The 12,622-nt window shown below is 40.6% G+C and carries 14 protein-coding genes; 3 read left to right on the top strand and 11 right to left on the bottom strand.

Annotated features, from left to right (window positions below; all coding sequences use genetic code 11):
* Positions 1-3: 3 nt before the first annotated feature.
* The 3 genes from ACZ5OK_RS04270 to ACZ5OK_RS04260 all read right to left on the bottom strand — a co-directional run bounded on the left by ACZ5OK_RS04270 (position 4) and on the right by ACZ5OK_RS04260 (position 2,533).
* Positions 4-276: a hypothetical protein gene (locus ACZ5OK_RS04270; RefSeq protein ID WP_343839571.1), complete on the bottom strand. Its 273-nt coding sequence runs from the start codon at positions 274-276 to the stop codon at positions 4-6.
* 102 nt (positions 277-378) lie between these two features.
* Positions 379-1,641, bottom strand: a complete 1,263-nt coding sequence (locus tag ACZ5OK_RS04265) for an ABC transporter permease (RefSeq protein ID WP_343839568.1) — start codon at positions 1,639-1,641, stop codon at positions 379-381.
* Positions 1,634-2,533 carry an ABC transporter ATP-binding protein gene (locus ACZ5OK_RS04260; protein ID WP_343839565.1) on the bottom strand — a complete coding sequence of 300 codons (900 nt, stop codon included), beginning with the start codon at positions 2,531-2,533 and terminating at the stop codon, positions 1,634-1,636. Before ACZ5OK_RS04260 ends, ACZ5OK_RS04265 begins: the two co-directional genes overlap by 8 nt.
* Positions 2,534-2,706: 173 nt before the next feature.
* Here ACZ5OK_RS04260 and ACZ5OK_RS04255 point away from each other — a divergent pair, with 173 nt between their 5' ends.
* Positions 2,707-2,892: a YhzD family protein gene (locus ACZ5OK_RS04255; RefSeq protein ID WP_343839564.1), complete on the top strand. Its 186-nt coding sequence runs from the start codon at positions 2,707-2,709 to the stop codon at positions 2,890-2,892.
* A gap of 144 nt (positions 2,893-3,036) precedes the next feature.
* Here ACZ5OK_RS04255 and ACZ5OK_RS04250 read toward each other — a convergent pair whose 3' ends face one another.
* Both ACZ5OK_RS04250 and ACZ5OK_RS04245 read right to left on the bottom strand, forming a co-directional pair.
* Positions 3,037-3,387: a YlbF/YmcA family competence regulator gene (locus ACZ5OK_RS04250; RefSeq protein WP_343839563.1), complete on the bottom strand. Its 351-nt coding sequence runs from the start codon at positions 3,385-3,387 to the stop codon at positions 3,037-3,039.
* A gap of 67 nt (positions 3,388-3,454) precedes the next feature.
* Positions 3,455-4,591 (bottom strand): DUF445 domain-containing protein, encoded by a 1,137-nt coding sequence (locus ACZ5OK_RS04245; RefSeq protein WP_343839562.1) that lies wholly within the window; start codon positions 4,589-4,591, stop codon positions 3,455-3,457.
* A 208-nt stretch (positions 4,592-4,799) separates the two neighbouring features.
* On the opposite strand from ACZ5OK_RS04245, the gene ACZ5OK_RS04240 reads away from it, so the two are divergent.
* Entirely contained in the window at positions 4,800-5,006 is a 207-nt protein-coding gene (locus ACZ5OK_RS04240) for a hypothetical protein (protein ID WP_464758482.1), read from the top strand.
* Positions 5,007-5,051: 45 nt separating this feature from the next.
* Here the strand turns inward: ACZ5OK_RS04240 and ACZ5OK_RS04235 are convergent, their stop codons facing one another.
* The 3 genes from ACZ5OK_RS04235 to fumC all read right to left on the bottom strand — a co-directional run bounded on the left by ACZ5OK_RS04235 (position 5,052) and on the right by fumC (position 7,421).
* Entirely contained in the window at positions 5,052-5,234 is a 183-nt protein-coding gene (locus tag ACZ5OK_RS04235; RefSeq protein ID WP_343839557.1) for a hypothetical protein, read from the bottom strand.
* Between the two features lie 198 nt (positions 5,235-5,432).
* Positions 5,433-5,648, bottom strand: coding sequence for an alpha/beta-type small acid-soluble spore protein (locus ACZ5OK_RS04230; RefSeq protein ID WP_044161089.1), 216 nt, complete (start codon positions 5,646-5,648; stop codon positions 5,433-5,435).
* Between the two features lie 384 nt (positions 5,649-6,032).
* Positions 6,033-7,421, bottom strand: coding sequence for a class II fumarate hydratase (gene fumC, locus ACZ5OK_RS04225; protein ID WP_343839553.1), 1,389 nt, complete (start codon positions 7,419-7,421; stop codon positions 6,033-6,035).
* A 254-nt stretch (positions 7,422-7,675) separates the two neighbouring features.
* Between fumC and ACZ5OK_RS04220 the strand changes: the two genes are divergently transcribed.
* A complete protein-coding gene (locus tag ACZ5OK_RS04220; RefSeq protein ID WP_343839550.1) occupies positions 7,676-8,593 on the top strand; it encodes a zinc dependent phospholipase C family protein in 918 nt (305 codons plus the stop codon).
* A gap of 39 nt (positions 8,594-8,632) precedes the next feature.
* Here ACZ5OK_RS04220 and ACZ5OK_RS04215 read toward each other — a convergent pair whose 3' ends face one another.
* The 3 genes from ACZ5OK_RS04215 to ACZ5OK_RS04205 form a co-directional block, all read right to left on the bottom strand.
* Positions 8,633-9,874: an MFS transporter gene (locus ACZ5OK_RS04215; RefSeq protein ID WP_343840271.1), complete on the bottom strand. Its 1,242-nt coding sequence runs from the start codon at positions 9,872-9,874 to the stop codon at positions 8,633-8,635.
* Positions 9,875-10,040: 166 nt separating this feature from the next.
* Positions 10,041-10,958, bottom strand: coding sequence for a M15 family metallopeptidase (locus ACZ5OK_RS04210; protein WP_343839549.1), 918 nt, complete (start codon positions 10,956-10,958; stop codon positions 10,041-10,043).
* Positions 10,959-11,051: 93 nt separating this feature from the next.
* Entirely contained in the window at positions 11,052-12,533 is a 1,482-nt protein-coding gene (locus ACZ5OK_RS04205; protein WP_343839547.1) for a methyl-accepting chemotaxis protein, read from the bottom strand.
* Positions 12,534-12,622: the final 89 nt, after the last annotated feature.

The raw sequence follows: 12,622 nt of genomic DNA, 5'->3' as shown, positions 1-12,622 counted from the left end.
ATTTTAAAATTGATTAATTCCCAAAATTAACGACCAGAGCAAAAATGTGCCTGCAGAAAAGATCATTGACAGAATCGCAGGTACCAGTGCCGTTTTTTTAATAAATGCGATGATCGATATTATGGCCCCAAATACCGGGCCTGTTAACCAGACAGCCGGGTGTAAAAATGCACTTTCCAGACCAATAAACCCAAATATATAGGCAAAAAACAGGGTAAACCATAAAAAATGCAGAACCATGGAAAATCGAACGGCTATATTTATTATAGAACTCATAAAAGCTCCTCCTGGTTGTGATTTCTACTGATTGCAATACGTTTATTGTAGCAGAAAACCATAGATAATGACTGAAAAATTCTATGATCAGGTTACGGTGTATTAATCTTTTTTCGTTAATTGAAGAGCTTTTCTGATGTCTTTTAGAGATGTTGTTGCCCCATACATTAAGACGCCGCCTTTATATACTTTTGCAGCGATGTTAGCAAAAATAAAAATGGTCAGGATTAAAATCCCAATCGATAAGGCAACCTCCCAAATCGGTATATTTAACATTCCCACACGGACAAACATAATAATCGGTGTAAAGAAAGGAATATACGATGTTACCGTTACAAATGATGCTGTCGGATCGTTCAACCCATACATAGCAATCATAAAGGCTGCAATAATGAGAAACATCATAGGCGTAATAATCTGGTTGACCTCTTCCGTCCGGCTGACCAGGGATCCAAGCATAGCGGCAAGCATAGCATAGAGCAGATAGCCCAAGAGGAAGAACACCACTGCATATACAATGGTGCTGACAGGAGCTTCTCCTAAACCAAGATATTCAAAGATTCCTCCGACCAGCTCATTTTGATTCGCCTTTAACGATGCGTAGCCCACTAAAATAATTAAGCCGAATTGTGTTAAACCAAGCAAGGCAATTCCGATGATTTTCGCAAACATCTGTGTAACAGGTGAAACACTGGAAACAAGAATCTCCATGACTCTTGAAGATTTTTCTACGGCTACCTCGCTCGCAATCATATTTCCATATAAGAGAACAGCGAAATAAATCAGAAAAATCATAAAGTACACCAGACCACGGGCCTGATTCATTTCCTCAGCAGATTTTGCCTCGGTTTTTAAAGATTCCGTTTCAATCGATACGGGGGCAAAGATTTGCTGTACGGTTGATTGATCAATCCCTGCCTGTTGGGTAATGATTCCCGTTTTCACCTGACTCAGAGCCTGTTGTAATGCATCCACAGCATGGCTTGTATCCGCTACACTCATCGCATAAAAGGAGGCAGCAGGAAGGTCCTGATCATTTAAAGACACATGGGCATAGCCTAGAAACTCATGGTCTCTCACAGCTTCTTTAGCCTCTTTTTCTGTTCCTGAGAAAGCTGTAACTTCAATTCCGTCATCTATATTCGTTATCGAGGACTCAAGCTGACTGTATATCTGATTTGTTTCATCGATTACGGCTATTTTCTCGGTACTTCCTTCTTCTCCATCATCAAACAAATCAACAATCCTCTGAAAATTCGTCAATCCTGCAATCAGAAGCAGCGATATGAGTGTGATAATGATAAAAGACTTGCTTTTTAAATGGCTGGTATATGTGTAGCTTAAAATTGTCCAGAACTTACTCATAGGAAGCACCCACTTTCTCAATAAAAATATCATTTAAAGAGGGCTCTTCTATATCAAACGTGCGTACAAACCCTTTATCCTGAATCGATTCAAATATTCTCTGGGACACACTTTCATTTTCAACCTGAACCTCACAGCCCTCTGTAAGATTCCTGAAACGTACGACACCCGGGATATCCTGAATGAAGGATACATCAAAATCTGCACGAACCCTAACGTTTTTCCTGCCGAAATCCCGTTTAATCTGACGTAAGTCCCCGTGAACAACTGGACGTCCGTGATGCATAATACAAAGGTGTTCACAGAGTTCTTCTACATGCTCCATTCGATGAGATGAAAAAACAATCGAAGTCCCCTGCTTCTTAAGATCAATGACAGCCTGTTTCAGGAGTTCAACATTTACAGGGTCAAGGCCTGAAAAGGGTTCATCTAGTATCAGCAGTTTTGGATTATGTATGACTGCACTGATAAATTGGATTTTTTGCTGATTTCCTTTCGATAGCTCCTCAACCTTTTTCCCTCTGTATTCAGGTACCTTAAAACGTTCCAGCCAGTAATCCAGCTGTCTCAAAGCCTCGGATTTATCCATCCCCCGCAGCCGGCCTAAATAGACAAGCTGTGTTTCTACCTTCTGCTTAGGATATAATCCTCGCTCCTCTGGTAAATAACCAATTAAATGACTTTTATTATAATGAATAGAATCTCCATTCCATTTGATAGACCCTTCTGTTTGCTGCAACAGCCCCAATATCATACGGAAAGTAGTGGTTTTTCCCGCACCGTTTGCTCCTAAAAACCCAAAAATCTGACTCTCGGGGATTTCAAGGGATAAATCATCAACTGCAGTAAAAGAGCCAAATTTTCTGGTCACTCCCTTTAATTCCAATGTCATGAACGTTCTCCTCTCTTTACATACACTTAGTCATGTAGTACGACATTATTATAGATAAGGTTTCAAATATTTACAATATAATATTGGATAGAAGCAGGATTTTTACATTTTCTTAAGAATATATATTACTGAATCGTCATTCATGAAAGCGGACATATGAGGAGGGAAAAACGATGGGGACTTATTATTTAACCGTATTTAAAAAAGATGGAAGTAATTTACTTGATGAAACTTTGGAAGCACAGGATGATAAAGAAGCCAAGCGAATTGGACATCAGATATTAGAGGAAAAGGACTATCAGGAGCATACCCACCGTTGTGTATCACCAAACGGCCACCTTGTCCTATTTCATCGCTAAGAACAAAAGCGGAAGCGCCCGTTTGTCCAGCTGGAGCTGGACGGCGCCATTCCAGCATTTTTAGCAACCGATCTCAATTTTTTAATTTACTCTACAAACAAAAGCCATCCCAGAGCTCAGACTCCGGGATGGCTTTTTGTTTTATTACTGATCGTCCTGTCCATATAATTCTTCCAATGGCTTGGTGATAATCTGACTGATATCATTGATGACATTATTCAGATGCTGTTCCTTTTCCATTAAAGAAGAAATTTTATTGTCCTGCTGAACGAGTTCAACAGTTTTTCTTGCTTTTTCTACTTCTTCATCTGTAATATCTTCACCCTGCATTTGCTTTTGCTGAAGTTCCATTTGTGTATTTCTAAAGTCCTCGAACATTCTTTTAGAAGACTCATCACTCATTACAGCCTCATAAGCTTGTTTCAGTCCCTGAAATTCATCACTGGACCTTAAAGTATTTTCTAAATCATAGGCTACATCATATAAATTCGCCATTATTAACCTCCTAAAAATCTTATACTTTTTAACTTTAACAAACATTCATCCTCATGTATAGCATGAACTATGTAAGTACGATGACAATTATGGCCTGTATGAAGCCGATAACGCCTCCCAGGACTGCTCCTAAATAAGTAATCATCTTTAATTCCCGTCTGGAAATTCCTAAAACCATGGACTCCAGTCGATGGACCTCAAAGTTTTCCACCTCATCCTTGACCAGTTCCTGTAAATGAAGCCTGCTCATAAGCCATTCAATATTCTTTTCCAAATAGTTCTGCAGCATTGTAACAAGATGTGGGATAAGCCGATTTTCGATAACATCCTGATATTGAGTCACAATCGTTTTCACCCGTGTATGTAACAGTTCATTCAGAGGAATCATCCCTGCCAGCTTGTCAGCTATGTCCGATTTCAACCGATCCGTAATAAAATGCGATTCCATTTCACGAACTTCCTTATCCTGCAGTTTTTCCCATTCCTGCTTAATTAAACCTCTTACCATCTGATGGGCGTCCTCAGATTTTAAATATTGGGAAATGGCTGGCTGAATGCGGTCGGCCAGGCCTTCTTCTCCAAGAAAAGAAGATACCATATGCCCGAAAAAACCGGAACCTCCAAGATAACCCTCAGCCATACGTCCGATTTTTTGTCTGCCCTGCTCACTGCTGATATACTGATCCACTTTTTCTATTAAGTAAGTGCTGAATTCCGGGATATATTTTTCACTCTTTTTCAGAACTTCTGCAGGCAGAAGGGCGCGAAATGTCTGATGTTCATTTGCTCTGAGCCATTGATTTATCTGTTTTTTGATAAATGATGTCGAGGACTTTCTTAATTCCTTATCTGATAGTCCTAAATTAAGCTGTTGAAGAAGGTCCTGAACTGTCTTATCACTCATTCCCAAACGTTCAATTTCCTGCTTAATCCAGCTGACCACCTGCTGATAAAACTGTGGATTTTGGATTTTCCTTTTCATGCCTTCTGGTGTTAATAAATGTTTAACTACCGTATTTCCCATTTGTCTGGCCAATTCAGACTGTCGTTTCGGAATCAGACCTGGAGTAAAAGGAATTTTTACAGAGCCAATATATTTAGGCTTATAAGGTCGAAAAAGCATTCTGATTGCCAGGGAATTTGTCATTCCACCAATAACAGCACCAACAATAATCATAAATAAAAAAGTTATCCATATATTCATGTAGCTATCTCTCTCCTACTTTTGAATACTGACTGTACGTAAAGTATAATACACCTCCTCTTCATGTATAAACAAATTTCCTGTAAAGCATTCATGTTTATCAACGTTGATGTAAAAAATACCGAGTATACAGCTTACCATAAAAACAAAAAGTAAGCGTACGCAACTAATGGTTCATAACAAGCTTAGGATGAAGGAAAGGGGAATAATGATGCCTGATCCAAATGGTCATGAACAGTTCAAGGATAGCCGGGAAGAATATGATGTGGATGTTGATCGAATGATTAATGAGGGGATGGCGGGCGGCCGGGTAAACCGGACCCATAACCGTATTCAAATTGAAGCGGCCCGCAAATTACCTGAAAATGATGAGGATTTTCCGGACTCCACACCCTCGGATCATAAAGAAGGCTAATATCAAAAAAAGTGTCGGAACAATCGTGGTTCCGACCTTTGTTCTTTATCTTTTGACCTCTTTTACCGAAACTTCAACTTCCGAATCACATGATAAACAATGGTAAACATGAACGCATAAATGGTTGGCCTTCGATTCTAACACGCCGTCAACCATTTTGGCATCTTCTTCCTCCCAATACGGACTGTAATCATCATAATAATCAACAATTCGTCCCCGGTCCAACATAGGTCCCCGGCAAACTTCACAGGTTTTCTCCATTTTTGAGAGACCATTACAGACTGGACAAACGTACACGATGCCTCACCCCATTTTACATAGTTAACAAGAGGCCAAAAGGTATAAAAATTGGAATCCGTTAAAGAATTTTCTTTGTATGTATAGAGGAGAGATCAGGGATCCCTCCTCTGTTTATTCCATCCTTATTTATTGTTGTCCAGATTGGCCACCCATTTGTTGTTGAGCAAACGTTACAAGGCGCTTAGTGATTTCACCACCAACAGAACCGTTTGCACGAGAGGTAGTATCAGCACCAAGGTTTACACCAAATTCTGAAGCAATCTCAGTTTTCATCTGGTTAATTGCCTGATCAGCTCCAGGTACTACTAATTGGTTAGAATTGTTGCTGTTGTTGTTTGCCATTGTTTATCACCTCCTGTGCTTATTATTGTGAACAGGAGGTGATAAACATATGAGTATTTTTGATTGGTAATTTTTTTACGTATTGACGGGTAATTTCCAAAATAGCTGCCAGGCTAAATGGCCGTTTTCACTTTTCTATTGTCAAGCTACGGCTCCCAGGCTAAAGCAGTCATAAGCATAATACCCTCCATGGCTGCCCAAAAGCGGCCACTCCGGATATTCTGCTTATGCCGTCGGACCTAACCGGTCGCCTCCGCTTTTCTTTTGTCCAGCTGCGGCTCCCAGGTCCAAGCGGTCATAAGCAGAATACCCTCCATGGCCCAAAAGCGGCCACTCCGGATATTCTGCTTATGCCGTCGGACCTAACCGGTCGCCTCCGCTTTTCTATGCATTTGGTTTTGTCATTTGTTTGGGGTCTACGTATTCATCGAATTGTTCTTCGGTTAACAGTTCTAATTCCAGTGCTGATTCTTTAAGAGTCAGGTTTTTCTCAAATGCATTTTTGGCTATTTTAGCTGCATTTTCATAGCCGATATGAGGATTTAATGCAGTTACGAGCATGAGAGAATCCTTTAAATACTCATTAATTTTCTCTTCATTTGGCTCCAGGCCAGCTACACAACGGTCATTAAAGGATACCATGCTGTCTGCCAGTAATTGACTGGATTGCAGGAAGTTATGGGCAATAACCGGTTTGAATACGTTCAGTTCGAAATTCCCCTGACTGGCAGCAAATCCAATGGTTGCATCATTTCCCATCACTTGCGTGGCTACCATCGTTACAGCCTCACTCTGTGTTGGGTTAACCTTTCCTGGCATAATGGAGCTTCCTGGTTCATTGGCAGGAATCGTAATTTCACCAATTCCACAACGAGGACCGCTTGCCAGCCAGCGCACATCATTGGCAATTTTCATTAAATCAGCCGCTAATGCCTTTAATGCACCATGAGCATATACCAATTCATCATGACTCGTTAAAGCATGGAATTTATTAGGAGCAGAAATGAATGTCTTGTTGGTAAACTGATTGATATATCCACATACCTTTTCGGAAAAATCCGGATGAGCGTTTAAGCCGGTACCTACTGCTGTGCCACCAATTGCCAGCTCATAGATGGATGATAAACTGTTATGAATCATATCCTCGGTTTTTTCCAGCATTCGATGCCAGCCACTGATTTCCTGTCCTAAGGTCAATGGGGTAGCATCCTGTAAATGAGTACGACCAATTTTGACAAGGTCCTCATAAGCCTTTGATTTATCTGCAAGTGTGCGTTTTAATTTTTTCAGAGCTGGCAGTACCAGATCCTCTAATTTTAAAACGGCAGCAATATGCATGGCTGTTGGGAACGTATCATTTGAACTTTGGGATTTGTTCACATCATCATTCGGGTGAAGCCTCCATTCACTTCCCTGCTCTTCCAGCCACTGATTTCCTACATAGGCAATTACTTCATTGGTATTCATATTCGACTGTGTGCCACTTCCTGTTTGCCATACGACAAGTGGGAAATGTTCCTCCAGTTCTCCTTCAATCACTTTATCTGCAGCATATGTAATCGCGTCTGCTTTTTCCTTCTCTAAAAGGCCAAGCTCTTCGTTTGCCTTCGCTGCGCTTTTCTTCAAAATGGCGAAAGCACTTACAATTTCCTTTGGCATTTTTTCGCCGCCAATTGGAAAGTTCTGTTTACTTCGCTGTGTCTGGGCACCCCAATACTTGTCTGCTGGAACCTTCATTTCTCCTATGGTATCTTTTTCAATGCGATAGTCCATATAGTTCTCCTCCTTATACCCCTTTATTAACTCGTTTACTCTTTTACCATACCAAATGTTTTGAAAATTGCCTACTTGTAGACAAAAAAATGTCAGATAAACCTCTCTTTTTTTGCGATATGTCCTTTATAATATACATGTAAATACCAGCACTGTCAGATAGTAAGTTTTTATTCTTGGAACATTACATTTACTCGCTTCCAAATCAGAGGTAAAGGAAGCTGGGAAATACAGATAGAAAGGCGGGTCATCTTATGCCTAACATATGGACGCATATTATGTTTTGTGAGGATATTATGGTTTCCTTGAATGATCCAGTCCATCTTCAAGACGTACAGGGCTATATGAACTTAGGTGCCCAGGGGCCAGATCCATTTTTCTATCACAATTTTTGGCCATGGAAACATAATGGGGAAATAAATGATATGGGGAAGCTTTTGCATACTGAAAAATGCGGTCCATTTCTTATGGATATTCTTCAGTCAGGTATTTCTAAATCAAATTCAACCAAAGCCTACATTCTGGGATTTGTTTCACACCATATATTAGACCGGAATACACACCCTTATATACATTATCGTGCAGGCTATGAAAAGAATAAGCATCAGGAGCTTGAAGTGATTATTGATACATTGATGATGCGAAAATACCGAAATCTTGATACATGGAAGGTTCCCGTTTATAAAGAAATAGATGTAGGTCCAACCCTTGATAAGGAAGTAAGCAGACTTTTACAGAACACCATCATGCACCATTTTTCCGAGCACACAGATAAACTCCCGGATGATTTTATTCAGCTTGCCTACCGGGATATGAAACGCGCATTAAAAGTACTGTTTGATCCATACAGCTGGAAAAACAGGATTCTGGGTTCCATGATTTCTCCCTTTTCTCATCAGCCAATCAAGAAAGATAGGGATTACCTCAATGAGGACCATTCCACATGGTACCATCCGGCAACAAACGAACCTAGTACTGAAAGCTTTATCGACTTATATAATAAAGGGAAAAAGGAAGGACTGGAAACCTTGTTTGCCATTATTAAGTACTGGGAACACCCTACATCTCAAAATAAACAAACAGTAGCTGAACTTATTGATAATATATCCTACGATACAGGGAAGCCGGTAAATCAACAGTTGGAAAACCGCTATAGCCGTCCGATTTTATAAGAGCAAAAGCCGCGACCGATTAGTGTCGCGGCTTTCTTGTTATAAAGATGCTTCCTCAGCCTCCCGCTCTCCTTTTTCGATATTAACCATTTGCAGTAAAAGAATGCCGACAATAAAGAATACTAACAAAGCCAAAATACCGAGCCGACTGGATCCTGTCAGTTGTCCTACGAGCCCAAATACAAAGGGGCCTACAATGGCTGCAAATTTGGAGGAAATCCCATAAAACCCATAAAATTCGGCTTCCTTTTGCCGGGGGACCATTCTTCCAAATATGGAGCGGCTAAGAGCCTGCGCACCACCCTGAACGAACCCGACGCAAATGGCCAGCAGATAGAAATGCAGAGCAGAGGTCATAAAATAGCCCAGTATAACAATCGCTACATAAACCAGCAAGGCAAGGGTCAGTGCCTGTTTAGGATGAATTTTTTTCGAAAACCAGCCAAAAAGAAAGGTACAGGGAATGCCGACAAATTGAGTCATTAACAGAGCAATAATTAAATCACTTTGTCCAATTCCGATCTCTCTGCCATAAATGGTCGCCATTCGGATGATGGTCGATATCCCATCATTGAACAGCCAAAAAGCGATTAGAAATATAAATAATTGCTTAAAATGACGCAGAGAACGAAATGTATGCCCGACACGACGAAAGCCTATTACAATAAAAGACTCATCCCTTTTTCGTTTTTGTCTCTTCTCCTCCTTCAGGTTTTTAAACAGGGGGAGTGAAAAGACAAACCACCAGATTCCCACGGATATTAAGGCTGTTTTTGTTGCAGCAGCTATATCCGGAAACCCAAACCATTCATATTTTTGAATCATTAGGATATTGATCGCAAGTAAAACTCCCCCACCTATGTAACCAAAAGCAAACCCTGATGTGGAGACCTTATCAATCTGTTCTTTGTCAGCAATTTCCGGCAAAAATGCGTCATAAAACACATTTCCCCCTGAGAACCCTACAGAGGCAATAACCATTAATATGGAAGCAAATAAGTACTGTCCTTCACCTACAACTGCAAACAAGATACTTGCAAGGATTCCCATATAAGCAAAAAAGCGTAAAAACTTCTTCTTTGCCTGTGAGTAATCACTAATAGCTCCTAAAACAGGGGCCAGGATAGCAACAATCAGAACAGCAATAGACTGTGTATACGCCCAGTAGCTTGTAGCCGTCTGATCCGACAGGTTCGATGCATAGTAGTCAGAATAAAATACAGGCAAAACCGCAGCCATCATCGTTGTCGCAAAAGCTGAGTTTGCCCAATCATAGAGCATCCAGCTTCGAATGACCTTTTTCTTTTTCACGCTTTACACCCCCATTACTGTTTTCCTAAGCATAGCAGAAAGTTTTATATAAGTATCCTGAATTTTTAATTTTTACAGAAAATTAATAAAAAAATCCAAATCTGCAGCTTTAGATTTGGATTTATAATTGATATCTTTACTTTTCATCGGTCCCTGCTCCAGGCTGTAATCCAAAGAACTCCTCCAGCGTAACTTGCTGCTCGTAAATATCTTTAGCAAGTTCCTTTCCAACATAACGTATATGCCAAGGTTCGTAGCTGTAACCGGTAATGTCCGCTTTACCTTTTGGATATCGAATAATAAAGCCGTATTCGTGAGCATGTTTGGCAAGCCATTCTCCTGCAGCTGTATCTCTGAACCCTTCCACTAAATCATAAGACACTGCCGGAGAGGAAACATCCATCGTTAATCCCGTCTGGTGTTCACTATGGCCTGGCTTAGCAGAATATTTATTGGCATGCTCTAATCCCTTTGTTTCCACATTATAATTATAAATCGTTTCCTGCCGCTGATAGGAACGATAACCAGAAACGGCGAACAGGTTTATGCCTGCCTGCTTGGCACCTTTAAACAATTTTTCTAATGGCCCTGCTGCCACTTGCCGCATCTGTCTTTTCTCTCTCCATTCGTCAAATGAAAAACGAACATCCGGTTCAACCAGGTCTGGTGGCACGAAACCGTCCGGTAACTTCCTTTGTTTATTGACTACCAGGTCAATTGCCGTTGGATCCGAGAGGGTAACAATCCCATTTTCATCCGGCTTTTCATTTTTATCATTGGCGTTCTTTTTATCCTCTGTTTCCTGATCTGATCCTTTACTACCTTCATTCATCTCAGAGTCCTCTGAAGTTTGTTCACCGGACTCCCCTTTATTCGTTTCTGTATCTTGATCTTGTTCGTTCTCAGAACTCTTCTCTTCATTTTGATTCTCCTGCTGATTCTGTTCTGTATTTGCTGACTGTTTTTCCTGATCCTGACTCACTTCCTGGTTCTGGCAGGCAGTAAGAGTCATCACAACCAGCATAATAACGGCTGCTGAATACTTAATTTTCATCTTATTTCCCCTCTAACCAAAATGTTGTCGATTTATTTCAAATATAACATTTTGATATAGAGTCGTATAGCATGAATTTGATTGATGATTAGATTAACTCTGCTGGTGCTCCTCCAGCTTGGACATCGCACGGCTTGTCTGTTCCACAGCTTTCAATAGATGTTCCTGGCGTTCTAAATGCTCCTGGACGGTCGTCTGCATCTGTTCCATCGTCGCTGTTGATTCTTCTATTAACGAAGCTAATTCATTGACCGATTGATCGATCCCATCTGAGGAGTCCTGGATAATTTTTGCTTCCTGTCCAAACTCACGCAACTGATCAATAAATATATGAATATTTTTACCGATTTCAATTAATGAATCTGTCACATCCCTTGTTATGGAGAGACTTTCCATTAACTTGTCATCATTTAGTTTTACATGATGATGGGTCTGGCTGGCGTCTTCTTCCACAGCTTTTAATGTTTCGTCAATTTGCTTAGCTGTCGTATTGGACACTTCCGCAAGTTTACGGATTTCTTCTGCAACCACTGCAAAACCTTTGCCTGCATCTCCGGCCCTAGCCGCTTCAATGCTCGCATTAAGGGCTAACAGATTCGTCTGTTCTGCTATATCCTGTATCTGACCGGTAAATCCTGTCGCTTCCCTTATTTTTTCCGTCAGGACATTCATATTCTGCTGCATCGTCTGAAATGATTGCTGGAATCCTTCCATCGTTTCGCCCAGCTTTTTAAGAGATGCTTCACCAGTATTTGATGAGGACAAAACCTCTTCACCAGTCTGACCAAGATATTCAAAAGACTTCATCATTTGAGATACCTTATTATTTGATTCGCTTGTCAAAGCTGTAATATTGGACACAGACTCAACCTGTGATTCTGAGGCTCCTCCAACTTCCTTAAAGGACTGATTCATTTCACGCATGGCCTGCGACTGTTTTTGGCTGCTTTCATTAATATTCCGAATCGATTGGTGTACGGTTTTAGCTGTTTTTTTAATTTGGTTGTTTTGCTGTTCACGGTCGGCCAGCAACTTATTGGATTGATCCAGGGAATCCTGTACACCCTTCAATAGTTCTTTTGCAATAAGAACCTGAATATAGAGCAGTGTAAAGACTAAAGTATAGAACACTAATGTCATAACAATCGCCCGACCATCAAAGCCTACAACATCGCCCTTCAGGATAATAAAATAAACCATCACTCCAAGTCCCATGATGGCTCCTGTTGTTAAAACTCTTAGTGACAGGGCGATAGCAGCGACCGCAAGTAAGAAAAACACAAACAGCATATTGGTCACATAATCCGAACTATGTATAATGACCATTGAAACAATGGAAATCCCCGTAATGGATAAATAAGGAATAGCATGAGGGAGCCAATGCCTAATATGTAATATTAAAATGAGTGCAACAATAAGTCCCCCTATTCCTCCAAGTGCAATCATGTTCGGCAACGGAGCCCCAACGGCAATTTCAGCACCTAAGCCTAAAACAACTCCAAATGTGAGTATTTGCAGTAATATCCGGTTTTGCTTTCGCTGAAAATAGCTATGATTAAACGTTTTCCCTTCCATTTTCACCCTCCATCTCTTTCCTATTACTCTTTAGATTCGCCAATCTTTGACAAACTCCTTTAAAAAATCCTTTGTCATACAAAATGACA

The organism is Salinibacillus aidingensis (assembly GCF_055393355.1).
Note: the sequence above shows the minus strand (reverse complement) of the source record. Positions and strands in the feature narration are given on the sequence as shown.